Genomic DNA, 25465 nt, shown 5'->3' with positions numbered 1-25465 from the left:
AGCTGCACAATGTTGCGCATCAAAACCGCTTTACCGGTATTGCTGTCAGGCGCGGTCTTCAGTGCCGGCGCGTTCGCCGCGCCCAGCGTGTACCCGACCGGAGTGACCCGGTACGACCCGGACAAGGCGTTCAATCAGTACGTGATCTTCAGTGGCGCCGACAAGCAGACGCACCTGATCGACATGAATGGCAATGAGGTGAAAACCTGGCCCCAGGAAGGTTTTCCGTCGGCCATCATCGACCCGAAACTGGTTGGCGGTGAGCGCGGGCATGTGCTGCTGCAACTGAGTGCGAAGGAGCCGGGCAAACTCGGTTCGGCCGGTAACGGGCTGGGCAACCAGAGTGTTGGCGAGCTCGACTGGAACGGCACAGTGGTCTGGCAGTGGGGCGACAAGGCGCCCGGTGGCGCGGCGCAACAGCACCATGATCAGCGCCGTTTGAGCAACGGCAACACGGTGGTGCTGGCGAACAAGGTGCACACGATCAAAGGCTTCAAAGCGCCCGAGGTGATTGATGATGCGATCTATGAAGTCAGCCCCGGCGGTGAGGTGAAATGGCAGTGGCTGGCCTCGGAGCACCTCAACGAATTCGGCTTTACCCCCGAGCAATTGAAACAGGTGCGCGCCAGCGACAACCCGGATTACCTGCATATCAACAACCTCAGTGTGGTCGGGCCAAACAAGTGGTTCGATGCCGGTGACAAGCGCTTCAATCCGGACAATCTGCTGCTCGATTCGCGCAACGCCAACTTCATTGCAATCATCGACAAAAAGACCGGCAAAGTGGTCTGGCGCCTCGGCCCGAACTTGCCGCTGATCAACCCAAAAACCGCGCAAAAACTGCCGCGCCCGGTGGACCAGTTTGTCGGCCAGCATGACGCGCACATCATCCCGGCCGGGCTGCCTGGTGCCGGCAACCTGCTGGTATTCGACAATCAGGGTTCGGCGGGATATCCGAACGTCCCCCTCGGGCTGATTTCCGGCTCGCGGGTGCTGGAAATCGATCCGCAGAAAAACGAAATCGTCTGGCAGTACAGTGCGGCCAATTCGAAGCAGCCGGGATGGGCGTTCTACAGTTCGTTCATCAGCAGTGCGCGACGTCTGCCCAACGGCAATACGCTGATCGACGAAGGCATGAACGGGCGGTTTTTCCAGGTCACGGCGAGCGGTGAAAACGTCTGGGAATACGTCAGCCCGTACCTGGGCAAGGCGCCGGGCAGCGATGCGATCAGCAACTGGGTGTATCGGGCGCTGCCTGTGAGTTATGACTGGGTGCCGCTTGGAACGCCACGTTCCGAGACCGCAGTGATTGCCCCTGCCATTGGCGTGCAACAAGCCAGCGCGAGCCGTTAGTAGAAATGGAATTAATGCTCGACGGAATGGCGATAAGTTATGAGCTTAATGAGGGGGGCTTATTGCAAATTCATTAGTCAGTGGCTTGGACAATATACGAATGTCGAACCATTCTGACTGTCGTGAGTTTCCAGGAGGAAACTTGCTCTCATCGGAAGACACTTATCCAACGATAAAGGAAATCTCGTTATGTCGAGCATTAATGGCAGTTATGTAAACGCTAACGCTGGCGCCAAACTGACGATTACCGATGGCAACGACTCCAACGGTACCTTCAGCGGCAAGTTCAGCCAGAATGGCGTGAATTACGACATCGCTTACGGGCATTATCATTTTCAGAACAGCACCGGGCAGCCGACGATCATCACGTTCACCGCACTGAATGACGGTACAGGCTATCAGTCGTGGACACTGTTCTCACCGGATCACAACTACTCTAAAGTTCGTGCGGTGGGTTCACGTAACAACTTTGATGGCGACGTTGTGGGGCTGGCAGGAGAGTTTATCAAGCAATAATGGTTGATTTGATTGAAAGGCCGGTGCACGAAAGTGCATCGGCCTTTTTTGTTTTGGGGAATATTAATAATCAACGCTCTATTTTTTATGAGTTGTCCCGTGAAACCGCGTCAACTGAATTTGATGCGTTGCAGGAATACTTTTAATGCCTGAAAGGCATGCGGTTTTTGCTGCATCGCTGCAGCCCTTATGGCGCGGGGCTTTGGCGAAATTGATCAGTTTCTATATTCCATAAAAGCCTATCCATAATATTAAAGATTACTTTCGGAGATAAGCACCAGGCCCAATGATTCACCCAGCGATGCACCGTGGGGGTTCAATAAACGGTGGGTCGGCCATTTTTGTAGAGCACGCAAAAAGACCGCAGGGAGTGAATCAATGGGCAATGTCCAGACCGCCGCGAGCGCACAGGAATTGCTGTGGCGTCAGACGCCGAGTGGTGAACTGGTCGATCTCGGCCGGCCCCATCGCGTGCCGTTGGGGCAGTTGCGTTTGCAGCGTGCGCCCAAGGGCATCCCGAGCCGGCGCGAAAAGCTTCTGCTCGGTGTGCTGGCGCTGCTGGCGCATGGCGCGGTGATCTACTGGATCAATCAGCATCCGACACCGGCATTGCCGATTGTGCCGCCGGAAATTCCGCCGATGACCATCGAGTTTTCGCGCCCGGCGCCTCCCGCGCCGCCAGTGGTCGAGCCGCCGCCACCGGCGCCGGTAGTCGAGCCACCGCCGCCGGTGGAGGACGAGCTGGCCGTTAAACCGCCGCCACCGAAACCGGTCCCCAAACCCAGGCCGGTGGTGAAACCCGCGCCGAAGCCCGCGCCCAAAGCCGTCGCGCAACCGCCCGCGCCACCACAACCGGCAGCACCGGTGGCAGCGCCTGCACCACTGGCTCCACCCGCACCGGCCCCGGTAACGCCGGCATCAGCGAACGCCGCGTACCTGAAGAACCCGGCGCCGGAATATCCGTCGCTGGCTCAGCGTCGCGGTTGGGAGGGCACTGTATTGCTGCGCGTGCATGTGTTGGCCAGCGGCAAACCGGGTGAGATCCAGATTCAGAAAAGCAGTGGCCGGCAACCACTCGACGACGCCGCGTTGAACGCGGTGAAACGTTGGAGTTTCGTCCCGGCCAAGCAGGGTGATGTCGCCCAGGACGGCTGGGTCAGCGTGCCCATCGACTTCAAGATTCACTAAACCGAAACCAAATTCGCGCGAAATGTTTACACGAGGGAACACATCATGACGTTACTGGCATCTCCACTGGAATCCATCGAAAGCGCGGTGATCTGGCTGCTGGTGGTTTTTTCCGTCGCGACCTGGGGGCTGGCGCTGCTCAAGGCTGTGCAGTTCGGTCGTCTGAAGGCGCAGGATCGCAAGTTTCATAAGCGCTTCTGGGCGGCGTCGAGTCTGGATGCTGCCGCCGAGTTGAGCGAGACCCAACCCGGCGCTGCCGCCCGGGTAGCCCAGGCGGGTTACGCGGCGATTCAGGTGGGCGAGGCGCCGCAGGCCAATGACCTGAGCCAGGCGATCAACCATCAGGATCGACTCGAACGTGCCTTGCGTCAGCAGATCGTCCGTGAGCGCCGTTCGCTGGAAACCGGTCTGGCGGTGCTCGCGAGTATCGGCAGCACCTCGCCGTTCATTGGTTTGTTCGGCACGGTGTGGGGAATCATGGAAGCGTTGAAAGGTATCAGCGCCGCCGGTTCCGCCAGCCTGGAAACCGTGGCCGGCCCGATTGGCGCGGCACTGGTCGCCACCGGGGTGGGAATCGCCGTCGCGGTGCCGGCGGTGCTGGTTTACAACTACTTTTTGCGGCGTCTGAAACTGACCGCCGCGGATCTGGATGACTTCGCCCACGACTTCTACAGCCTGGCGCAGAAGAGTGCGTTCCGCGTCCTGATTCACCCGACCGCGCACAAGGTTGCAGCCCCGGGCAGTGCGGCAAAAGTGAAGGAGGCGTCCTGATATGGCCTTCTCCACGCAAGACAGTGACGAGGTGCTCAGCGAGATCAACGTGACGCCGCTGGTGGACGTAATGCTGGTGCTGCTGGTGGTGTTCATCGTGACCGCGCCACTGCTGACCAACGCGATTCCGATCAACTTGCCGAAGACCGAGGCGGTGGCGCCGGTCGAGCAGAAAGACCCGCTGGTGGTGAGCATCGACGGCGCCGGCAAGCTGTTTATCAACAAGGATGAGATTCAGCCGGACGTGCTGGAATTCAACCTCAAGTCGGCCAAGGCGAAAGACCCGCAAGTGCGCGTGCAACTGCAGGCCGACGACGGGGTGAACTACGGCGAAGTGGCGCGAGCCATGGCTTCGATCGAGCGGGCGGGAATTACCAAATTGTCGGTGATCACCGCGCGGTAACAGATTCAACGTTTTTCCGGGGCCGTCTCCTTGGCAGGGTGCGGCCCTTTTTTTATTCCTGGCACCCCTCTCCCAGAGGGAGAGGGGACTGACCGAGGTTTTTGTTCGAGGTACGCCGACCTGATATTTCGAGCCGAACTCAAGATTTGAACGGCATGAAGATCGGCTCCCTTCCCCCTCGCCCCCTTGGGGAGAGGGTTGGGGTGAGGGGGAAAAGATTTCAAGCCATGCACACATCGCATATTCATTTCAGGTCTTAATAAATAGCTTCTTATTCCTTAACGAATATAAATCCCCTCCTTATACTCGATCAGGAACAGACACGCCGCAGGAGAGCTCCCCATGCGCAACGAATCAATCCGCTACCTGATTGTGCCGGGCTGGCAAGGATCGCCAGAAGATCATTGGCAAACCCACTGGCAGAACAGCCTGCCGAACAGCGCGCGGGTCGAGCAGGCCGATTGGCTGACGCCGCGCCGGGAAGATTGGGTTGCCGCACTGGCCGAAGCCATTGCCGCCGACAGCACCCCGGTGATCCTCATCGCTCATAGCCTGGGCTGCGTCACCGTTGCGCATTGGGCGGCCACTGCGCCTGTGCAGTACCTGCGTCAGGTCCGCGGTGCCTTGCTCGTTGCGCCGGCGGATGTCGAGCGCCCGACCTGTGCGCCGGCGCTGCGTAATTTCGCGCCGATCCCGACGGATTTATTGCCGTTTCCGAGCCAGGTGGTCGCCTCCGACAACGACGCCGCTGTCAGCGCTCCGCGTGCGCTGGAGCTGGCGCGTAACTGGGGCGCCGAAGCGGGGATTCTTTCCGGGGCCGGGCATATCAACGTCAAGTCCGGGCATCAGCGCTGGGAGCAGGGTTTCGCCTACCTCTATCGCCTGCAAAACCGCCTGGAACATCACGCGCGGCGTCGCGCCTGAGTCGTACATTTTCTTTTTGATCGCCCCCGTCTCCCGGCGGTTGTGGGCGGGAGTCTGCCATGAGTTTTGAAACGTTCGGTCAGCCGTTGCTGACCTTTCCCGATGCGGAAAAAAGTCCCCTGAGCATCCGCGCCAAGGCGTTGGTGTTTGTCGATCCGCGCTCGCGTCAGTTGCGTGAAGAGCTGGAGCAACTGGCCCCGCGTTCGATCTCGGTGCTGATTCGCGGTGAGACCGGTACGGGTAAAGAACTGCTCGCCCGCCACATCCACCGCGCCAGTGATCGCAGCGGTCTGTTCGTTTCGGTCAATTGCGGCGCGATCAGCCCGACCTACGCCGATGCCGAGCTGTTCGGCTATGCCGCCGGCAGTTACGCCGGTTCGGCCAGCAGCCGTGCCGGCTGGTTCGGTTCGGCCAATGGCGGCACCTTGTACCTGGATGAAATCGGCGACCTGCCGCTGCCGATCCAGATCAAATTGCTCGCCGCTCTGGAAAACCACGAAGTCACCCGCGTCGGCGCCCATCAGCCGAGTCCGGTGGACGTGCGCCTGGTGGCGGCGACCAGCATCGATCTGGCGCAAGCGGTGGACGCGGGGAAATTCCACGAACGGCTCTATCACTACCTCAGCGAAGGGCAACTGGAACTGCCGGCGCTGCGCGAGCGAATCGGCGACATCCTGTCATTGGCCGAATATTTTCTCGGCATCTACAGCCAGCGTCTCGACCTGCCGGTGCCGTTGATCAGCGAAGCGGCGCAACATCTGCTGGAGCGCCACAGCTGGCCGGGCAACACCCGCGAGCTGGAAAACGTCATTCACTTTGCGCTGTTGGTCAGCACTGGGGAGGAAATTCTCCCGGAACACCTGAACCTGCCCGACGCTTCTGGCCCGCACCTGCAGATCGAACGACTGGTCACGCAGATCAACATCGGCGGCAGCGTTGACGAGCGTAAGGCGTTGAAAGATTTGCTGATTGGTTTGAGTCAGCGCTTGTGACCGTTTTGTCCTGTATGAGCAAAATGGAATATCAAAGTGAATAAACGTTATTGTCCGGGAATAAAAAATCCCGGTATTGTCCGCTTCACGCCAGAGATAGCACTTCACTGGCACACGTATTAAATAGCCGTCGCCCTCTGCGACCGTGATTTTCGATAAGGACACTGCATGAAAAAGGTTCTGTTGTTTACCGCACTGGCGGCTGCTCTGACTGCTTCCCTGGCCAACGCTGGCGAGAAACTGGTGGTCGCGGCGACCCCGGTGCCGCACGCCGAAATCCTCGAGCTGATCAAGCCGACCCTGGCCAAAGAAGGCGTGGATCTGGAAATCAAAGTCTTCACCGACTACGTGCAGCCGAACGTGCAAGTGGGCGAAAAGCGCCTGGACGCCAACTACTTCCAGACCAAGCCGTACCTGGACAGCTTCAACGCTGGCAAATACAAGGATGACAAGTCCAAGTACCTGGTCACTGTGCAAGGCGTGCACGTTGAACCGTTCGGTGGCTACTCGAGCAAGTACAAGACCTTGGCTGAACTGCCTGACGGCGCGACCATCGCGATCCCTAACGAAGGCAGCAACAGCGGTCGCGCCCTGATCCTGCTGCAAAAGGCTGGCCTGATCGAGCTGAAAGATCCGAAAAACGCCCTGGCGACCCCGAAAGACATCGCCAAGAACCCGCACAACTTCAAGTTCAAGGAACTGGAATCGGCCCTGCTGCCACGTGTGCTGAAGGAAGTTGATCTGGACATGATCAACACCAACTACGCGCTGGAAGCCAAGCTGAATCCGACCAAGGATGCGTTGGTGATCGAGGGCGCCGATTCGCCTTACGTGAACTTCCTGGTGGCCCGTGAGGACAACAAGAACAGCGACGCCATCAAGAAACTGGCCGCTGCCCTGACCAGCCCGGAAGTCAAAGCGTTTATCGAGAAGAAGTACAACGGCGCGGTATTGCCGGCGTTCTGATCTGACGCTTGAGTGAACCCCTTCAAGGTGTGAAAACGCCGATGGCTAGCGATAGTCATCGGCGTTTTTGTGTGTGCGTTGAAAAGCCCCTCACCCTAACCCTCTCCCGGAGGGAGAGGGGACTGATTCGGGGATGTTGTAGAGGTACGCCGACGTGAAAGATCTCTGCTGAATCCATAATCGACTCGATTTTTCAGGTCGATGTTTGACGCAAGACTCCTCGGTAGGCTTCCTCTCTCGGAGGGAGAGGGGACTGATTGGGGGATGTTGTAGAGGTACGCCGGCGTGAAAGATCTCTGCTGAATCCATAATCGACTCGATTTTTCAGGTCGATGTATGACGCAAGACACCTCGGTAGGCTTCCTCTCTCGGAGGGAGAGGGGACTGATTGGGGGATGTTGTAGAGGTACGCCGACGTGAAAGATCTCTGCTGAATCCATAATCGACTCGATTTTTCAGGTCGATGTTTGACGCAAGACACCTCGGTAGGCTCCCTCTCTCGGAGGGAGAGGGGACTGATTGGGGGATGTTGTAGAGGTTCGCCGACGTGAAAGATCTCTGCCGAATCCATAATCGACTCGGTCTTTCAGGTCGATGTATGACGCCAGACACCTCGGTCAGCGCCCTCTCCCTCTGGGAGAGGGTTGGGGTGAGGGTGCTCTTGATCTCAGGCCACTTGGGCCTTCAACGCCCGCCTCAACGCCACGAGCAATTTCACAATGTCCTGCGGATCCAGTCGCTGCGGCACTTTTACGTCCATGTTGTCTTCCTTGTAAGGGTTTGGCCGGGGAGTCTGGCCAAAAGCTGTTCGTCCTTGGAGGGCTTTCGTGCAAAAAAGATCCTTCCTACAGCGCAAAGGAAAATAGCCTTCTTATTCCTTCCCGGCAAACCCACAAGATAGTTTTTTGGGTGATATCAATATGCTTTAACGGTATTTAAATTCTTTTTTTTATACCTATAAAGTCACCTCCTGCCGGACAGCCACCCGCTGCCCATGGACTGCACTACCGTCGCTTATCAAGCGGCGTCCAGGACGTTTCATGACTCTCGATTACGCGTTCATCCTCAGCACGCTGCCGGCGTTTCTCAAAGCCGTGGGCGTGACGCTGCAGGTCGGTTTCATCGCCATCGGCACCTCGCTGCTGGTGGCGTTGCTCAATGCGACGATTCTGGTGTTCCGCACGCCTTACCTGCAGCGCGCCGTCGGCCTGTACGTGGAACTGGCGCGCAACACGCCGCTGCTGATTCAGCTGTTCTTCGTCTACTTCGCCTTGCCGGCCATCGGCATCAAGGTGTCCGGTTTCACTGCCGCGATCATCACCATGACGTTTCTCGGTGGCGCCTACCTCACCGAAGTGCTGCGTGCCGGCGTCGATGCCGTACCGCAGGCGCAGCTGGAATCGGGGCGCTCCATCGGCCTGTCCCACGGCCAGTTGCTGCGCTACGTGATCCTGCCGCAAGCGGGGATCCTCAGCCTGCCGTCGCTGTTCGCCAATTTCATTTTCCTGCTCAAGGAAACCACCGTGGTCTCGGCGGTGGCCGTGCCGGAAATCCTCTACACCACCAAGAGCTACATCGCGCTCTACTACAAAACCTACGAAATGCTCGCCGTGTTGACGCTGATTTGCGTGCTGCTGTTCTTGCCGCTGTCGCTGCTGCTCAGCCGTCTGGAAAGGAGGCTCCAGCATGGCCAGTTCGGGTCTTGAACTGCTCTGGGTGTCGTTGCCACAACTGGCAAAAGGCGCCGGGCAAACCTTGTCGATCTCGTTCCTGAGCATTGCTATCAGCACCGTCGGCGGTGTGCTCTACGGCGTGTTGCGCACGCTCAACGTGACGTGGCTGAACGCAATCCTGCGAGTGTATCTGGAGCTGTTCCGGGCGATCCCGGTGCTGGTCTGGTTGTACCTGCTGTTTTTCGGCCTGCCGATTTTCTTCGGCCTGAGCCTGCCCAGTTTCTGGTGTGCGGTGCTGGTGCTGTCGCTGTGGGGCGCCAGCGAGGTCGGCGAGGTGGCGCGTGGGGCGTTGCATTCGTTACCGCGCGGGCAGCGTGAAGCAGGGCTGTCGATCGGCCTGAACGCTGCGCAGCTCTACGGCTACGTGCTGTTGCCGCAAGCGCTGAAACGCATGACGCCGCCGACCATCAACGTCTACACGCGGATCATCAAGACCAGTTCGCTGGCGGTGCTGATCGGCGTGGTCGACGTCATCAAGGTCGGCCAGCAGATCATCGAGCGCACCTACGAATCGGTGTTGATCTACGGTGCGCTGTTCCTGTTTTTCTTTTTCATCTGCTACCCGCTGTCGGCCGCCTCGCGCGTGCTGGAGCGGCGCTGGACGCAAGCATGAGCGCATTGATCGAGTTTCACGGCTTCAACAAATTCTACGGCGAGCAGCAGGTGCTCAACGGCATCGACCTGCAAGTGCGCAGCGGCGAAGTGATCGTCATCCTCGGCCTCAGCGGCTGCGGCAAAAGCACCTTGCTGCGTTGTCTCAATGGTCTGGAACAGGCCCACAGCGGCAGCCTGAAATTTGTCGGCCGCGAGCTGCTGGACAAGGCCACTGACTGGCGTGAAATCCGTCAGCAGATCGGCATGGTGTTCCAGAGTTATCACCTGTTCCCGCACATGAGCGTGCTCGACAATTTGCTGCTCGGCCCGCTCAAGGTGCAGAAACGTCAGCGCCGCGAAGCGCAGCAGCAGGCCGAAGCCCTGCTCGAACGGGTGGGCCTGGCGGACAAGCGCGATGCGTTTCCACGCCAGCTCTCCGGCGGCCAGCAGCAACGCATCGCCATCGTCCGTTCGTTGTGCATGAACCCGCGGGTCATGCTCTTCGATGAAGTCACCGCGGCCCTTGACCCGGAAATGGTCAAGGAAGTGCTGCAAGTGATTCAGGGCCTGGCCCGCGAGGGCATGACCCTGCTGATCGTCACCCACGAAATGGCCTTCGCCCGCGCGGTGGCCGACCGCATCGTGTTCATGGATGCCGGGCGCATCCTTGAACAGAACCCGCCCGAGATTTTCTTTACGAACCCGCAAACCGCACGCGCGCAGCAGTTTCTGGAGAAGTTCTCCTTCGTTGCAACACTGCCAAAAACGAATCCGACAAAGGAACTGGAACCGTTATGAAAACTGCCGCTTTTTTACTGCCCCTGCTGAGCCTCGCCTTACTTGCCGGTTGCAGCAAAACCGAAGAACCGCCGAAGCCGAAAGTCGCCAGCGAAAGCACCGCGCCGGCCGGTTATCTGGACAAGATCAAGGCCCGCGACAAACTGATCGTCGGCGTCTTCACCGACAAGCCACCGTTCGGTTTTGTCGATGAGGCCGGGCGCTACGTCGGCTTCGACACCGACATCGGTCGGCGTTTCGCCAAGGATCTGCTCGGTGACGAGAACAAGGTCGAGTTCGTTGCCGTGGAGCCGGCGAGCCGCATTCCGTTCCTGCAAAGCGACAAGGTCGACCTGATCCTCGCCAACATGACCGTGACCCCGGAGCGCAAGGACGCGGTGGAATTCACTAACCCGAACCTCAAGGTCGCGGTGCAGGCGCTGGTGCCGCAAAGCAGTTCGGTGAAAAGCCTCGATGACCTGGCCACCCGCACCACCATCGTGACCACCGGCACCACGGCGGACATCTGGCTGACCAAAAATCATCCGGACTGGAAACTGCTCAAGTTCGAGAAAAACACCGAGTCGCTGCAAGCCCTGGCCAATGGCCGTGGCGATGCGTATGCGCAGGACAATCTGGTGCTGTTCAGCTGGGCCAAGCAGAACCCGGGCTACCGCGTGCTGGACGAAAAACTCGGTGCAGAAGCACCGATTGCGCCGGCGGTGAAGAAGGGCAATATCGAGCTGCGTGACTGGGTGAATAGCGAGCTGACCAAGCTGGGCGAGGAGAAGTATCTGCTCAAACTGTACGACCAATATGTGCGTAAGGAACTGAGCGATGACACCAAGCCTGAGAGCGTGATTGTCGAGGGTGGCAAGTGGCAGGGGTGATTGTCTGTTGAGTCGTGGTGAGGCCTGCCCCTCACCCCAGCCCTCTCCCGGAGGGAGAGGGAGCCGACCGAGGTGTCCTGCTTAGACATCGACCTGACAAACCGGGTCGATTATGGATTCACAGAAGCATTTTCAGGTCGGCGTAATTCACCAGCATCCCCCAATCAGTCCCCTCTCCCTCCGGGAGAGGGAGCCGACCGAGGTGTCCTGCATTAGGCATCGACCTGACAAACCGAGTCGATTATGGATTCACAGAAGCATTTTCAGGTCGGCGTAATTCACCAGCATCCCCCAATCAGTCCCCTCTCCCTCCGGGAGAGGGTTAGGGTGAGGGGCTTTTAATCCGGCCAGTTCCACGCCGGTTCATCCAGCACTCGCTGCCCGACAATCCCGGTCTGCCCCAGGGTTTTCTCCAGCACAATGCAATTGCACTCCGGGTCTTCCTGCAGCGCCGAAATCAACCGTCGCGCATGGGACACGACCCACACCTGACACTGCTGCGATGCACGGATGATCAATCGCGCCAGCGCCGGCAACAGGTCCGGATGCAGGCTGGTTTCCGGTTCGTTCAGCACCATCAACGACGGTGGTCGTGGCGTCAGCAACGCGGCGATCAGCAGCAGATAACGCAATGTTCCGTCCGACAGCTCTGCCGCCGACAGTGGCCGCAGCAAGCCTTCCTGATAAAGCTCGATGGCAAAGCGTCCACCGCCGGCGGGGGTGACATTCAGGCGGGCGCCGGGGAACGCATCGCTGATTGCTGCGTGCAATGCTTCCGGATCGCCGATTTCGATGATGGTCTGCAAGGCTGCCGCCAGGTCACGGCCATCGTGATGCAGCACTGGCGTGCGGGTGCCCAGTTGCGGTTGGCGCACCGGGGCGTCGGCATCGCTGCGAAAGTGATCGTAGAAGCGCCAGCGGCGGATGAACTCGCGCATCTGGAACACTTCTGGCGAGCTACGCAGGCTGCCGACCTGATCGAACAGGCTGTCGAAGTTCGGCGTGTGCTGCGCCAGCACGTCCCAGCCTCGACCCTCGCGAGCGCGGATCATCGGACCATTGCGGTCCACCAGCAGACTGGCGGGGCGATACAGTGGCCCGGCCCAGATGCATTCGCGCTTGATCTCTGGGTCGAGGGAAAAGAACGAGCGGGTCGGGGCGGGCAGACCCAAGGCGATCGAATAACTGAACTCCTCCCCGGCAAATCCCATGCGCAGGCGCATCGGCGACTGGCGCACACTGCCCTCAATCGCCACATCGCCGTTGTGCATGCGCCGGGTGAGGGTTTCCGGTCCGGCCCAGAACGTCGACTCCAGCCCGCCTTCACGCGCCAGCGCATTGACCACGCCGCCCTGAGCGGTCTCCGCCAGCAGGCGCAGCGCGCGGTACAGGTTGGACTTGCCACTGCCGTTGGGGCCGGTGATCAGGTTCAGCCGGCCCAGCGGAATCACCAATTTATTGATCGAGCGGTAATTGGCCACCGCCAGGGTTTTGAGCATGGGCGTTTCCTTTGCCGGAACCGTTAGTGTGCCGTGCCTGCAGCCCTGTGGCGAGGGAGCTTGAGCCCGCCGGGCTGCGAAGCTGGCCCAACTCCCGATTCGAGCGGTTTTGCGACTGTTGTGCAGTCGAGCGGGAGCAAGCCATCTCGCCGCAAAAATCATTTTGAAAATGCGTTGTTCCCGCGAGCGAACGTTGAACCCTGTTCTAAGCTCACAGTCGTATCGTCACTTGCACGTTCGTACACAGGAAGGAGTCTGCATGGCGAGTCCCGGATTGAAAACAGTTGTCGTGCTGAGCCTGCTTACGTTGCTGACCGCTTGCGGCAAAGAAGAAGCCCCGGCGCAGTACCTGCCGCGGGTCTTTGTGCAAGAAGTGAAACCCGCTGACTACGCGCCAGCCGTGACCCTCACCGGCGACGTTCAGGCCCGGGTGCAGACCGAACTGTCGTTCCGGGTCGGCGGCAAGATCATCCAGCGCATGGTGGATGTGGGCGACCGGGTCAGCGCCAAACAGGTGTTGGCCAAACTCGATCCCAAGGACCTGCAGACCAACGTCGATTCCGCACAAGCCCAGGTCATCGCCGAGCAGGCGCGGGTCAAGCAGAGCGCGGCGGCGTTCGTGCGCCAGCAAAAACTTCTGCCCAAGGGTTACACCAGCCAGAGCGAATACGATTCCGCCCAGGCGGCGTTGCGCAGCAGCCAGAGCGCATTGAGCGCGGCGCAGGCGCAATTGGCTAACGCCAAAGATCAGTTGAGTTATACCGCGCTGATCGCCGATGCACCGGGAGTGATCACCGAACGTCAGGCTGAAGTCGGGCAAGTGGTGCAGGCCACCGCGCCGATTTTCTCGCTGGCCCGCGACGGCGCCCGCGATGCGGTATTCAATGTCTACGAATCGCTGCTGGCCGAGCGCCCGGCGGACCGTTCGATTGTCGTCAGCCTGCTCGACAACCCCGCGATCAAGACCACCGGCACGGTGCGTGAAATCACCCCGGCGGTGTCGGCGCAGTCCGGCACGGTGCAAGTCAAAGTCACCCTCGACAGCCTGCCACAGGGCATGCAACTGGGCTCGGTGGTCAGCGCCACCGCCAAGGGCAGCGGCAAGTCGGCGGTGGAATTGCCGTGGTCGGCGCTGACCAAAAACATCAGCGATCCGGCGGTGTGGATGGTCGACGAAAAAGGTGAGGCGCAGTTGCACAGCGTGACAGTTGGCCGCTACCTGATCGGCAAGGTCGTCATCAGCGATGGCCTCAAGGGTGGGGAAAAAGTCATTGTCGCCGGTGGCCAGTTGTTGCATCCGGGGATGAAAGTCGAGATTGCCGAAAACACCTACAAAAGTCTGCAGCCGGGAGCACAGCCATGAAGCGACTGGGGCTGTTATCCATCGGCGTATTGCTGGCCGCCTGTTCGAAACACGAGCCGCCACCGGAGCCGGTGCGGCCGGTGCTGTCGATCAAGGTGCAGGCGCTGAACGAGGAAACCCTCGGCCGTTTCGCCGGCAGCATTCAGGCGCGTTACGAGAGCAACACTGGCTTTCGCGTGGGTGGACGTATCGCCAGCCGTAACGTCGATGTCGGTGCCGAGGTGCAAAAGGGCACGCTGCTCGCCACTCTCGACCCGTCCGATCAGCAGAACCAGTTGCGTTCGGCCCAGGGCGATCTGGCCAAGGTCCAGGCACAACTGATCAACGCCCAGGCCAACGCCCGCCGGCAGCAGGCGCTGTTTGATCGCGGCGTGGGCGCGCAGGCGCAGCTGGACATTGCCACCACCGACCTGAAAACCACCCAGGCCTCACTGGATCAGGCGCGCGCGGCGGTCAATCAAAGCAAGGATCAGCTCGGCTACACCGAACTGCGTTCAGACCACAAAGCGGTGGTCACCGCGTGGAACGCCGAGGCCGGGCAAGTGGTGACGGCGGGGCAGCAAGTGGTGACCCTGGCGCAACCGGATATCAAGGAAGCGGTGATCGACCTGCCGGACACCTTGGTCGATGAGATCCCTTCCGATGTGGTGTTTCTGGTGGCCGGGCAACTCGACCCGAGCATCAACACCACGGCGACCCTTCGCGAGATCGAGCCGCAGGCACAAAGCGCTACCCGCACCCGTCGCGCACGGCTGACCCTGGCCGACACCCCGGACGGTTTCCGTCTCGGTACGGCGATCAGCGTGACCCTCAGTTCGGCGATCAAACCGCGCATCGAATTGCCCGCCACCGCGCTGCAGGAAGTCGATGGCAAATCCCGTATCTGGGTCATCGACACCCAAAGCAAAACCGTCAGCCCGCGCGACGTCAGCGTGATCAGCCGCACCGACGGCAGCGTGGTGCTCGCGGGCGGCGTGAAGAACGGTGAGCGCGTGGTCAGCGCCGGCGTCAACAGTCTCAAACCCGGACAATCCGTGAAACTTGACGAGGACAGTCAATGAAAGGCTCTTTCAACCTCTCCGAATGGGCCCTCAAGCATCAGTCTTTCGTCTGGTATCTGATGTTCGTCGCGTTGTTGATGGGGGTGTTCTCGTACTTCAATCTGGGGCGCGAGGAAGACCCGTCGTTCACCATCAAGACCATGGTGATCCAGACCAAATGGCCGGGTGCGACCCAGGAGGAAACCCTCAAGCAGGTCACCGACCGCATCGAGAAAAAACTCGAAGAACTCGACTCCCTCGACTACGTGAAAAGCTACACGCGCCCCGGCGAATCGACGGTGTACGTGTACTTGCGCGACACCACCAGCGCCAAGGACATCCCGGAAATCTGGTACCAGGTGCGCAAGAAAATAGATGACATTCGCGGGCAGTTTCCCAAGGGCATTCAAGGGCCGGGGTTCAACGACGAATTCGGTGATGTGTTCGGTTCGGTGTATGCGTTCACCGCCGACGGCCTGACCATGCGCCAGTTACGCGACTACGTGGAACAGGCGCGGGCCGAGATCCGCAATGTGCCGGGGCTGGGCAAGATTGAAATGATCGGCCAGCAGGACGAAGTGATTTACCTGAATTTCTCCACCCGAAAACTCGCAGCGTTAGGCATCGATCAGCGTCAGGTGGTGCAGAGCCTGCAATCGCAGAACGCCGTGACCCCAGCCGGTGTCATCGAGGCCGGGCCGGAGCGCATATCCGTGCGCACCTCGGGCCAGTTCGCTTCGGAGAAAGATCTGGCCGAGGTCAATCTCAAGCTCAACGACCGTTTCTATCGCCTGGCCGACATCGCCGACATCAGCCGGGGTTACGTCGATCCGGCCACGCCTGAATTTCGCTTTGACGGCAAACCGGCGATCGGTCTGGCGATTGCCATGCAGAAGGGCGGCAACGTTCAGGAGTTCGGCAAGGCCCTGCACCAGCGCATCGACGAGCTGACGGCCGATCTGCCGGTCGGCGTCGGCGTGCACACCGTGTCCGATCAGGCGGTGGTGGTGGAAGAGGCCGTCGGTGGCTTCACCAGCGCGCTGTTTGAGGCGGTGATCATCGTACTGGTGGTGAGCTTCATCAGCCTCGGCGTGCGCGCCGGCTTGGTGGTGGCCTGTTCGATCCCGCTGGTGCTGGCAATGGTGTTTGTGTTCATGGAATACAGCGGCATCACCATGCAACGGATTTCCCTCGGCGCGTTGATCATTGCCCTCGGCCTGTTGGTGGACGATGCGATGATCACGGTGGAAATGATGGTCACGCGCCTGGAAATGGGCGAAAGCAAGGAGCAGGCGGCCACGTTCGCCTACACCTCCACGGCGTTTCCGATGCTCACCGGTACGCTGGTGACGGTGGCCGGTTTCGTGCCCATCGGCCTCAACGCCAGTTCTGCGGGTGAGTACACCTTCACCCTGTTCGCCGTGATTGCCGTGGCGATGATCGTGTCGTGGGTGGTGGCGGTGTTCTTTGCCCCGGTGATCGGCGTGCACATTCTCAGCACCAATGTGAAACCCCATGAAGCCGAGCCGGGTCGCGTCGGTCGGGCCTTCAATGGCGGTTTGCTGTGGTGCATGCGCAATCGCTGGTGGGCGATCGGCATTACCGTGCTGCTGTTTGTGCTGGCCGTGTTCTGCATGCGCTTCGTGCAGAACCAGTTTTTCCCGTCCTCGGATCGCCCGGAAATTCTGGTCGACCTGAACTTGCCACAAAACGCCTCCATCGACGAAACCCGCAACGCCGTCGACAAACTCGAAGCCACGCTCAAGGGCGACCCGGACATCGTGCGCTGGAGCACCTACATCGGTCAGGGTGCAATCCGTTTCTACCTGCCCCTCGACCAGCAATTGCAGAACCCGTACTACGCGCAACTGGTCATCGTCAGCAAAGACTTCGAGGCCCGCGAAGCGCTGAGTCAGCGCCTGCGCGAACGCCTGCACAAGGATTTCGTCGGCATCGGCAGTTACGTGCAGGCGCTGGAAATGGGCCCGCCGGTGGGGCGGCCGATCCAGTACCGGATCAGCGGCAAGGACATTGATCAGGTGCGCAGGCACGCCATCGACCTGGCCACCGAACTGGACAAGAACCCGCACATCGGCGAGATCATTTACGACTGGAACGAGCCGGGCAAAGTCCTGCGCATCGACATCGCCCAGGACAAGGCACGCCAGCTCGGGCTGTCGTCCGAAGACGTGGCGAACCTGATGAACAGCATTGTCAGTGGCGCGCCGCTGACCCAGGTCAACGACGATATTTACTTGATCAACGTGGTCGGCCGTGCGGTGAGCTCCGAGCGCGGCACGCCGGAAACCCTGCAGAATTTGCAGATCGTCACACCGAACGGCACGTCGATTCCGCTACTCGCGTTCGCCACCGTGCGTTATGAGCTGGAACAGCCGTTGGTATGGCGCCGTGACCGCTTGCCGACCATCACCATCAAGGCATCGGTGCGCGACGAGATCCAGCCGACCGACCTGGTGAAACTCCTCAAGCCGTCGATTGATGCCTTCGCGGAGAAACTGCCGGTCGGTTACAAAGTCGCCACCGGCGGTACGGTCGAGGAGAGCGGCAAGGCTCAGGGGCCGATTGCCAAGGTGCTGCCATTGATGCTGTTCCTGATGGCGACATTCCTGATGATCCAGTTGCACAGCGTACAGAAGATGTTCCTGGTGGCGAGTGTCGCGCCGCTGGGGCTGATCGGCGTGGTGCTGGCGCTGGTGCCGACGGGCACGCCGATGGGCTTCGTGGCGATCCTGGGGATTCTGGCGCTGATCGGCATCATCATCCGTAACTCGGTGATCCTGGTAACGCAGATCGACGAGTTCGAGCGAAACGGCTCTGCGCCGTGGGATGCGGTGGTGGAAGCGACCGAGCACCGGCGCCGGCCGATCCTGCTGACTGCAGCGGCGGCGAGCATGGGCATGATCCCGATTGCCCGGGAAGTGTTCTGGGGGCCGATGGCGTACGCGATGATCGGCGGGATTGTGGTGGCGACGCTGCTGACGCTGCTGTTCCTGCCGGCGCTGTATGTGGCCTGGTACAAGATTCGCGAACCGAAGAAGGATTGAGTCAACAGCGGCCCTCACCCTGACCCTCTCCCAAAGGGAGAGGGTCAGGGTGAGGGGGGCTGACTCAACTCAAGCCTTACGCCAAACGCTTGCTAACCAAGGCTGCTGCTCACGCGGTAATCCCGCCGGGCGGTAGTAATGCTCAAGCTCGACAAACCCCGCCGCCGTCAGCAACCCTTGCCACGCCTCAAGATCGTGATACGAGCCATACCGCGGCCCGTTCCAGCCCTCCTGGTTATCCCCGCGCGGATTGGAGCTGAACAACACGCCACCCGGTTTCAACGTGCTGTGCAATTGCTTCAATACCCGTGGCAATTCCTGCAACGGCACATGAAAAAGCACCGCATTGGCAAAGATCCCGTCGAAGCGCTCAGCCGGCAGATCGAGCTTCAGAAAGTCCTGCTGCAACACTTCACAGCCACTGTCCTCGCGGGCCATTCGCGCAAATTCTTGCGAACCATCCAGCCCGACGGCGATGTGCCCCATGCGCGTGAACGTCTGCAAATCCCGTCCGGGGCCACAGCCAAAGTCCAGAACCGTGAACGGCGCCGTGCCTTGAATATGCCGCAGCAACGCATTGATGTTCTGGCTGACGTCGTGATCGCGGGTGCCTTCGCGGAAGTCTTCGGCCACCGAGTTGTAATGGCCGAGGGTGGTGGCGGTGATCTGTTCGAGATCGCTGGGGGTCTGCTTCATGGTCGGGATACGCGGGCAGTTGGGATTCGCCGAATATACGCCATGAAGCGGGGCGGCTGCGCAGCCCATCGCGAGCAGGCTCACTCCTGCATTTGAAATGCATTCCCCTGTAGGCGTGAGCCTGCTCGCGATAGCGTTTGTGAAGTCGCTGCATGAGCCCGGCCAGACTCAGCGCTTGTTCAATCCCCGCGCCAAGCGGTCTCCACCCAACTGAATCACCGCCACCAATGCCACCAGCAACACAATCACCGTCAACATGATCTGGCTGTCAAAGCGCTGATAGCCGTAGCGATAGGCGATGTCCCCCAAGCCGCCGGCACCAATCGCCCCGGCCATGGCTGACGAGTTGATCATCGTTACCAGGGTAATGGTGAAACCGCCGACAATCCCCGGCAGCGCTTCGGGCAACAGCACATGCCAGACGATATGCCAGCGCCGGCATCCCATCGCCTGCGCCGCTTCGATCAAACCATGATCAACCTCGCGCAGACTCACCTCGGCAATCCGCGCAAAGAACGGCGTCGCGGCAATGGTCAGCGGCACCACGGCCGCCCACACACCGTAGGTGGTGCCGACGATCAGCCGGGTGAATGGAATCAGTGCGACCATCAGAATCAGAAACGGAATCGAGCGAAACAGGTTCACAAACGCCCCGAGTGCGCGATTCAACACCGGTGCTTCGTAAATCCCGCCCTTGTCGCTGGTGACCAGAATCACCGCCATGGGAATCCCCACCAGCAGCGCGATCAGCGACGACACACCGACCATCAGGAAAGTGTCGATAAAACCCTGCAGCAAGCGATCAAACCACATAACCCAGCACCTCCACCCGTTGCGCCCATTGCCCGGCACGTTCGCGCAATTGCTCGGCGCTCGCCGCGGAACTGCTGACGGCCAGCAGCAATTGCCCCAGCGCATGGCCCTGAATCCGCTCCACGCCGCCCTGCAACAACTTCACCCGACCACCGAGCGCGGCGAACAACGCCGCCAGATCCGGCTCGTCGCGGGCAGCGCCGGTCAATTGCAGGCGCAGCACCACTGCCGCGTCGCCAGAGGGTGGCGAGGCATGCAGACGGCTTTGCAGTTCTTCCGGCAAGGCGTGTTGCAGCGGCGCGAGCAAGGTCTGGCTGACCTCGTGCTGCGGATTGCCGAACACTTCCCAGACCGGGCCTTGTTCGACGACGCGCCCGTGCTCCAGCACCACCACGCGGTCGCAGATTTCGCGGATCACTGCCATTTCGTGGGTGATCAATACGATGGTCAGGCCCAGGCGCTGGTTGATCTCGCGCAGCAGGCCGAGGATCGACTGGGTGGTCTCCGGATCGAGCGCGGAAGTGGCTTCGTCGCAGAGCAGAATATCCGGGTCATGCACCAACGCCCGGGCGATGCCGACGCGCTGTTTCTGTCCGCCGGACAGCTGCGCCGGGTAGCTCTTGTGCTTGGCTTGCAGGCCGACCAGTTCAAGCAATTCGCGGACTTTCTGCTCGCGCTGTGCTTTTGGCACGCCAGCGACTTTCAGCGGCAGTTCGACGTTCTGCCAGACGGTCTTGGCCGACATCAGGTTGAAGTGCTGGAAGATCATGCCGATGCGTCGGCGCAGGTTGACCAGGCGATCCTCATCGAACTCGCCGATATCGACCTGGTCGATCAGTACCCGCCCCGACGTCGGCTGCTCCAGACGATTGATCGTGCGGATCAACGATGACTTGCCGGCGCCGCTGCGGCCGATGATGCCAAACACTTCACCGCGCTGAATCGCCAGATCAATGCCCTGCAGCGCAGCGACCGGGCCTTGCCGGCCGTCGTAGGTTTTACCCAGGCCGATGAAGCGTACGTGGGCGTGGTTCAACTCGGGGTGCAGTTCGGTTCTTTCAGCATGTTTGGGCTCTGGAGTTTCCAGTCGCCGTTGGATCGCGGCCGTCATGCTCAGCTTTCCCAACCGGCCTGGTACAACTTGCCGTGAGCCTTATCCAGCGCGGCGCGCACGGCTGGCGAGTGCTGGTAGATATCGACGAACTTGATCAGGCGCGGATCATCTTTGCTCTTCGGCTGGATCACGAACTGGATCACGTATTCCTTGTGGTCGAGGCCGTCGAACAGCAGCGCGGAGCCGGCATCGAAGGTCTTCGCCAGACGGATGTAGGCAGGGTAGCCCTGGACCAGATCGGCGTCGTCATAGGCACGCACCAGTTGCACGGCTTCGACCTGGAGGATTTTGATTTTCTTCGGGTTGGCGACGATGTCGTCTTCGGTGGCCTTGTAGCCGACGCCCGGTTTCAGGCTGATCGAACCGGCCTTGGCCAGCAGTTGCAGGCCGCGCCCGCTGTTGATCGGGTCGTTGGCGATGGCGACGCTGGCGCCCTCGGGCAACTCGTCGAAGCTTTTGTATTTCTTCGAGTAAAGGCCAACGTTGTTGATGATCCCCGGGGCGAACGGCACCAGGTCAAAACCGGAAGCGGCCTTGGCGTTTTCGAGGAACGGGATGTGCTGGAAGTAGTTCACGTCGATGTCGCCCGCGGCGAGGCTGACGTTCGGCGCGATCCAGTCGGTGAACTCCACCAGCTCGACTTTCAGGCCTTGCCTGGAAGCCTCTTCGACGGCGGCTTCCAGCGGGATGGCGAAGGCGGCGGTGGTGCCGATTTTCAGTGGAGCGTCGGCAGCGAACACCGCCGAACTGAACAGGCCGAAGGCCAGGGCCAGTGCTTTGACTGGGTGGGTCAGGCGTTTCTTGGTCATGATGGTTTTCCAGTCAGTGCATTGATTATGTGGTGTTGGGTCGGGCCTCTTCGCGAGCAAGCTCGCTCCCACAGGGAAATGCATTCCAAATGGGGGAGCGAGCTTGCTCGCGAAGCTTTTAATGCCGGTACGCAGCAGCGGTGTGTTGCTCGGGGAGTTGCGCCTCGCCGTGAAACAACTTCTCGCGCAGGCTGCCGCTGTCATACGCAGTCTTGTACGACCCACGCCGCTGCAACTCCGGAATCACCAGCTCGATGAAATCGACATAGCTTTCCGGGGTGACGATGCGGGTCAGGTTGAAGCCGTCGAGGCCGGTTTCGGCGATCCACGACTCCAGTTCATCCGCCACTTGCTCGGGCGAGCCGACCACGGTGATGTAGCGGCCACCGAGGGCGTGCTGGTCGAGCAATTTGCGCCGGGTCCAGTCGTTGTTCTGCAGGTTCTTGGTCGCGGACTGGATGGCGTTGCTTTTCACGTACTGGATCGGTTCGTCGATTTCGTACTGGGAAAAGTCGATGCCGGTAGACGCTGAAAAGTGCGCCACGCCAGCCTCGGCACTGGCATAACTCAGGTACTCGGCGTGCTTGGCCCAAGCGGCTTCTTCGGTGGCGCCGACGATCACGTTGAGGCCCATGAACACCTTGATGTCCTCGGGATTGCGCCCGGCCTCGACCGCGCTGGCGCGAACCTTGTCGACTTGCACCTTGGTCGACGGCTTGTTCTGGCCGCTGATGAACACGCACTCGGCGTGACGCCCGGCGAACAGCAAGCCGCGATCGGAACTTCCAGCCTGGAACAGCACCGGTGTGCGCTGCGGCGATGGCTCGCAGAGGTGATAACCCTCGACCTGATAGAACTCGCCCTTGTGCTCGACCTTGTGCACTTTTTCCGGGTTGGCGTAGATCCGCTGCGCACGGTCATTGAGCACCGCGCCGTTTTCCCAACTGCCTTCCCAGAGTTTGTAGAGCACCTCCAGGTACTCGTCGGCCTGGTCGTAGCGCCGGTCATGCTCGACTTGCTCGCGCAGGCCCATGGCCTTGGCGGCGCTGTCGAGGTAACCGGTGACGATGTTCCAACCCACGCGACCACGGCTCAAATGATCGAGCGTCGACATGCGCCGGGCGAACAGGTACGGCGGTTCGTAGGTGAGGTTGGCGGTCAGGCCGAAACCGAGGTTTTTGGTGACAGCAGCCATGGCCGAGACCAGCAGCAGCGGATCGTTGACCGGTAGCTGGATCGACTCTTTGAGCGTGACGTCCACCGAGTTCTGATAGACGTCGTACACCCCGACGATGTCGGCGATGAACAACCCGTCGAACAGCCCGCGTTCCAGCAACTGCGCCAGTTCGGTCCAGTATTCAATGCTGTTGAACCGGGTCGAGGTGTCGCGCGGATGCGTCCACAAACCGTGGTTGATGTGGCCGATGCAGTTCATGTTGAACGCGTTGAGCAGGATCTTTTTCTTGCTCATCAGATAGTGCCCCGCAGCGGCGGCTTTTCATCGTTGAGGTAGTAATTACCCACCGCGTGATACTTCCAGCGCACCGGGTCGTGCAGGGTGTGCACCCGAGCGTTGCGCCAGTGACGGTCGAGGCCGTGCTCGATCAGGGTGGCCTGACTGCCGGCCAGTTCGAACAGGGTGCTGCCGGCGGCCAGGGAGATCTCGGTGCTGATGGCGCGTGCTTCTGCAACGGCGATCGACGCCGCCGCGACGGTCTCGGCGGTGGTCTCGGCCTGCGCGATGTCGAGGAATTCGCCGGAGCGTTCGAGCAAGGCTTCGGTGGCGTGCAGGCGAATACTCAAGTGGCCGAAACTCTTGAGGGTCAGCGGGTCTTCGGTAGCCTTGTCGTTGCCGGAGTCGATCCACGGACGAGTTTTGCTGCGCACGAAGTGCAGCGCGTCCTCATACGCGGCACGGGCGATGCCGGTGTCGATGGCGGCGTGAAGGATCTGCGCCAGCGGGCCGACCGTGGTCGGACGCTCGAAGGCACTCTGGAACGGGATCACGTCTTCGGCGGCGACGTAGACGTCTTCGAACACCACCGAACCGCTGCCGGTGGTGCGCTGGCCGAAGCCGCTCCAGTCGTCGATCACGGTCAGGCCCTGGCTGTCACGCGGGACGAATGCCAGTTGTTGCACGCCGTTTTCATCGACCACGGAAGTCGGAATACGCTGGGCGTAAATCGCCCCGGTCGAGTAGAACTTGCGGCCATTGATGCGATAGCCGTCACCGTCGCGCTTGAGGCTGGTGACGCGGTCGTGGGCGGTTTTGGTGCCCAGTTCCGCCAGTGCGTTACCGAAGCGCTGGCCGGCGAGCACTTCGGCGTACAGCCGTTGTTTCTGCGCGTGACTGCCGTTCACCCGCAGCACTTCGAGTGCGTAGAAATGATTCTGCGGAATCTGCCCGAGCGAGCCGTCAGCCTGAGCGATCAGGGCGATGACTTTGGCCAGGGTCACGTTGGATACGCCGGCGCCGCCGTATTCCTTGGGCACGCTGATGCCCCAGAGGCCGGAGCGGGAAAACACGTCGAGTTCCGGCAGCGGCAGACGCCGTTCACGGTCGCGCACGGCGCTGTCGCGTTTGAAATCTTCGGCCAGGTCGCTGGCGACGATCAGGGCTTGCTCATCGCTGGTGATGACCGCGACGGAGTGAGAATAAGTCATGTGTTTCTCCAGAGATCTGGTCAAAAGTGTGCGGTCGTTAAATCCAGGAGTGACGAGCCGGCAAAGTACCGTTCAGGCGATAGGCGCCGACCGCGTGATACTTCCAGCGCACCGGGTCATGCAGGGTGTGCACCCGGGCGTTGCGCCAGTGGCGGTCGAGGTTGAATTCGGCGAGGGTCGCGCGGCTGCCGGCCAGTTCGAAAAGTTTTTCACTGGCCAGCAGCGAGATCTCGGTGGTCAGCACTTTGGCTTCGGCCACGGCAATCGAGGCGCGGGCGGCGGACTCGGCGGTCAGTGGCGCAGCGTGCACCTGATCGAGTACCTGCCCGGCCTTGCGCAGCAGCGCTTCGGCGGCGTGCAGTTCGATTTTCAGTTTGCCGATGTCGGCGATCACGTAGAGGTCATCGCTGGCGCGCTCGACCTTGGCGTCGATCCACGGCCGGGCACGGGTTTTGACAAACTCGATGGCGTCGTCGATGGCACCACGGGCGATGCCGGCGTCGATGGCCGCCTGAATGAGCTGCGAGACGGCGCCTTGAGTATTCGGGGTTTCGTTGATCTTCCAGTTGTCGACCACCAGGCTCGACTCGACACGCACGTTGTTCAGCAGGATCGTGCCGCTGGCGGTGGTGCGCTGACCGAAGCCCGACCAGTCATCAACGATGCGCAATCCCGGCGTGCCACGACGGACGAAGGCCAGCACTTGCTTGCCGTCATCGTTGAGTGCCTTGACGGCGACCCAGTGCGCGAACAGCGCGCCAGTGGAATAGAACTTCTGGCCGTTGATCACGTAGTCATCGCCATCGGCGGTGATGCGCGCCTTCAATTCCAGGGTGTTTTTCGTACCGCGCTCGGGGCCAGCATTGCCGATGCGCCAGCCTTCCAGAACGCTCTGGAACAGCTGCTTTTTCTGCGCCTCAGTGGCGCTGCCGAGCACCAGGTTGAGGATGCCGAACTGGTTCTGCGGAATCTGTCCCAGCGCCGGATCGGCGGCGGAAATGATCGCGAACACTTCGGCCAGGGTAACGAACGAAACTTGCGGGCCACCGTACTCACGCGGGATGGCGATGCTGCCCAGGCCGCTGCGGGTGAACTGTTCGATTTCCGACCACGGCAGCTTGCGCTGGCGGTCGCGCCTGGCGGCCTGCACACGGGCGACTTGCGCCAGCTCATGGGCGGCCTTGATGGCTTGGGCGTCGTTGCGCAAGACCTGCGCGGGCAACAACAACGGGGCGATGTCCAGATCCGACTGGACGTTTGCGTCTGCCAGACTGGACATCAGTGCCGCTCCTTGG

At 60.7% G+C, this 25465-nt stretch carries 23 protein-coding genes; 15 read left to right on the top strand and 8 right to left on the bottom strand.

Features of this window, described 5'->3' with window-relative positions:
- The first annotated feature begins 9 nt into the window (after nucleotides 1–9).
- From PseuLF5_RS20095 to PseuLF5_RS20040, 12 genes are all read left to right on the top strand, one after another.
- Nucleotides 10–1353, top strand: a complete 1344-nt coding sequence (locus PseuLF5_RS20095) for an aryl-sulfate sulfotransferase (RefSeq protein ID WP_123470482.1) — start codon at nucleotides 10–12, stop codon at nucleotides 1351–1353.
- A 189-nt stretch (nucleotides 1354–1542) separates the two neighbouring features.
- Entirely contained in the window at nucleotides 1543–1869 is a 327-nt protein-coding gene (locus PseuLF5_RS20090; protein ID WP_123470484.1) for a hypothetical protein, read from the top strand.
- A gap of 378 nt (nucleotides 1870–2247) precedes the next feature.
- Nucleotides 2248–3057: an energy transducer TonB gene (locus tag PseuLF5_RS20085; protein ID WP_222833900.1), complete on the top strand. Its 810-nt coding sequence runs from the start codon at nucleotides 2248–2250 to the stop codon at nucleotides 3055–3057.
- A 45-nt stretch (nucleotides 3058–3102) separates the two neighbouring features.
- Nucleotides 3103–3828: a MotA/TolQ/ExbB proton channel family protein gene (locus tag PseuLF5_RS20080; RefSeq protein WP_222833899.1), complete on the top strand. Its 726-nt coding sequence runs from the start codon at nucleotides 3103–3105 to the stop codon at nucleotides 3826–3828.
- Nucleotide 3829: 1 nt separating this feature from the next.
- Entirely contained in the window at nucleotides 3830–4231 is a 402-nt protein-coding gene (locus tag PseuLF5_RS20075; protein ID WP_123470489.1) for an ExbD/TolR family protein, read from the top strand.
- A 342-nt stretch (nucleotides 4232–4573) separates the two neighbouring features.
- On the top strand, nucleotides 4574–5155 hold the full coding sequence (locus PseuLF5_RS20070) for an alpha/beta hydrolase (protein ID WP_336348003.1): 582 nt from the start codon (nucleotides 4574–4576) through the stop codon (nucleotides 5153–5155).
- 59 nt (nucleotides 5156–5214) lie between these two features.
- Nucleotides 5215–6147, top strand: coding sequence for a sigma 54-interacting transcriptional regulator (locus PseuLF5_RS20065; protein WP_222833897.1), 933 nt, complete (start codon nucleotides 5215–5217; stop codon nucleotides 6145–6147).
- A gap of 168 nt (nucleotides 6148–6315) precedes the next feature.
- Nucleotides 6316–7113: a MetQ/NlpA family ABC transporter substrate-binding protein gene (locus tag PseuLF5_RS20060; RefSeq protein WP_123470494.1), complete on the top strand. Its 798-nt coding sequence runs from the start codon at nucleotides 6316–6318 to the stop codon at nucleotides 7111–7113.
- Nucleotides 7114–8153: 1040 nt separating this feature from the next.
- Entirely contained in the window at nucleotides 8154–8819 is a 666-nt protein-coding gene (locus PseuLF5_RS20055; protein WP_123470496.1) for an amino acid ABC transporter permease, read from the top strand.
- On the top strand, nucleotides 8800–9459 hold the full coding sequence (locus tag PseuLF5_RS20050) for an amino acid ABC transporter permease (protein ID WP_047290785.1): 660 nt from the start codon (nucleotides 8800–8802) through the stop codon (nucleotides 9457–9459). The genes PseuLF5_RS20055 and PseuLF5_RS20050 overlap by 20 nt, the downstream gene beginning before the upstream one ends.
- A complete protein-coding gene (locus tag PseuLF5_RS20045; RefSeq protein WP_340134500.1) occupies nucleotides 9456–10238 on the top strand; it encodes an amino acid ABC transporter ATP-binding protein in 783 nt (260 codons plus the stop codon). The genes PseuLF5_RS20050 and PseuLF5_RS20045 overlap by 4 nt, the downstream gene beginning before the upstream one ends.
- Nucleotides 10235–11107, top strand: a complete 873-nt coding sequence (locus PseuLF5_RS20040; protein ID WP_123470500.1) for a transporter substrate-binding domain-containing protein — start codon at nucleotides 10235–10237, stop codon at nucleotides 11105–11107. Before PseuLF5_RS20045 ends, PseuLF5_RS20040 begins: the two co-directional genes overlap by 4 nt.
- A gap of 338 nt (nucleotides 11108–11445) precedes the next feature.
- Here PseuLF5_RS20040 and PseuLF5_RS20035 read toward each other — a convergent pair whose 3' ends face one another.
- Nucleotides 11446–12606, bottom strand: coding sequence for an AAA family ATPase (locus tag PseuLF5_RS20035; RefSeq protein WP_340134498.1), 1161 nt, complete (start codon nucleotides 12604–12606; stop codon nucleotides 11446–11448).
- 259 nt (nucleotides 12607–12865) lie between these two features.
- Between PseuLF5_RS20035 and PseuLF5_RS20030 the strand changes: the two genes are divergently transcribed.
- Genes PseuLF5_RS20030 through PseuLF5_RS20020 form a run of 3 tightly spaced genes read left to right on the top strand, consistent with a single transcriptional unit; the run spans nucleotide 12866 to nucleotide 18074 of the window.
- Nucleotides 12866–13969, top strand: coding sequence for an efflux RND transporter periplasmic adaptor subunit (locus tag PseuLF5_RS20030; RefSeq protein ID WP_123470504.1), 1104 nt, complete (start codon nucleotides 12866–12868; stop codon nucleotides 13967–13969).
- Nucleotides 13966–15030 carry an efflux RND transporter periplasmic adaptor subunit gene (locus PseuLF5_RS20025; protein WP_128616562.1) on the top strand — a complete coding sequence of 355 codons (1065 nt, stop codon included), beginning with the start codon at nucleotides 13966–13968 and terminating at the stop codon, nucleotides 15028–15030. Before PseuLF5_RS20030 ends, PseuLF5_RS20025 begins: the two co-directional genes overlap by 4 nt.
- Nucleotides 15027–18074 carry an efflux RND transporter permease subunit gene (locus tag PseuLF5_RS20020; RefSeq protein ID WP_340134495.1) on the top strand — a complete coding sequence of 1016 codons (3048 nt, stop codon included), beginning with the start codon at nucleotides 15027–15029 and terminating at the stop codon, nucleotides 18072–18074. Before PseuLF5_RS20025 ends, PseuLF5_RS20020 begins: the two co-directional genes overlap by 4 nt.
- 69 nt (nucleotides 18075–18143) lie before the next feature.
- On the opposite strand, the gene PseuLF5_RS20015 is transcribed toward PseuLF5_RS20020, so the two are convergent.
- The 7 genes from PseuLF5_RS20015 to PseuLF5_RS19985 all read right to left on the bottom strand — a co-directional run bounded on the left by PseuLF5_RS20015 (nucleotide 18144) and on the right by PseuLF5_RS19985 (nucleotide 25449).
- Nucleotides 18144–18770 carry a class I SAM-dependent methyltransferase gene (locus tag PseuLF5_RS20015; protein WP_340134493.1) on the bottom strand — a complete coding sequence of 209 codons (627 nt, stop codon included), beginning with the start codon at nucleotides 18768–18770 and terminating at the stop codon, nucleotides 18144–18146.
- A gap of 168 nt (nucleotides 18771–18938) precedes the next feature.
- The gene (locus tag PseuLF5_RS20010) at nucleotides 18939–19583 is read right to left on the bottom strand and encodes a methionine ABC transporter permease (protein WP_034151854.1); all 645 of its coding nucleotides are present in this window, start codon (nucleotides 19581–19583) and stop codon (nucleotides 18939–18941) included.
- A complete protein-coding gene (locus PseuLF5_RS20005) occupies nucleotides 19573–20694 on the bottom strand; it encodes a methionine ABC transporter ATP-binding protein (RefSeq protein WP_340134489.1) in 1122 nt (373 codons plus the stop codon). Before PseuLF5_RS20005 ends, PseuLF5_RS20010 begins: the two co-directional genes overlap by 11 nt.
- A 2-nt stretch (nucleotides 20695–20696) precedes the next feature.
- Nucleotides 20697–21506 (bottom strand): MetQ/NlpA family ABC transporter substrate-binding protein, encoded by an 810-nt coding sequence (locus PseuLF5_RS20000; protein WP_340134487.1) that lies wholly within the window; start codon nucleotides 21504–21506, stop codon nucleotides 20697–20699.
- Nucleotides 21507–21624: 118 nt separating this feature from the next.
- Nucleotides 21625–22977, bottom strand: a complete 1353-nt coding sequence (locus tag PseuLF5_RS19995; protein WP_128616558.1) for an LLM class flavin-dependent oxidoreductase — start codon at nucleotides 22975–22977, stop codon at nucleotides 21625–21627.
- Nucleotides 22977–24170 (bottom strand): SfnB family sulfur acquisition oxidoreductase, encoded by a 1194-nt coding sequence (locus tag PseuLF5_RS19990; protein ID WP_123470515.1) that lies wholly within the window; start codon nucleotides 24168–24170, stop codon nucleotides 22977–22979. Before PseuLF5_RS19990 ends, PseuLF5_RS19995 begins: the two co-directional genes overlap by 1 nt.
- A 37-nt stretch (nucleotides 24171–24207) precedes the next feature.
- Nucleotides 24208–25449, bottom strand: a complete 1242-nt coding sequence (locus tag PseuLF5_RS19985) for an SfnB family sulfur acquisition oxidoreductase (RefSeq protein WP_123470517.1) — start codon at nucleotides 25447–25449, stop codon at nucleotides 24208–24210.
- Nucleotides 25450–25465: the final 16 nt, after the last annotated feature.

The sequence above is a fragment of the Pseudomonas sp. LF-5 genome (assembly GCF_037626295.1).
GTDB classification, from domain to species: domain Bacteria; phylum Pseudomonadota; class Gammaproteobacteria; order Pseudomonadales; family Pseudomonadaceae; genus Aquipseudomonas; species Aquipseudomonas monsensis.
This window is presented reverse-complemented; position numbering and strand designations above follow the sequence as displayed.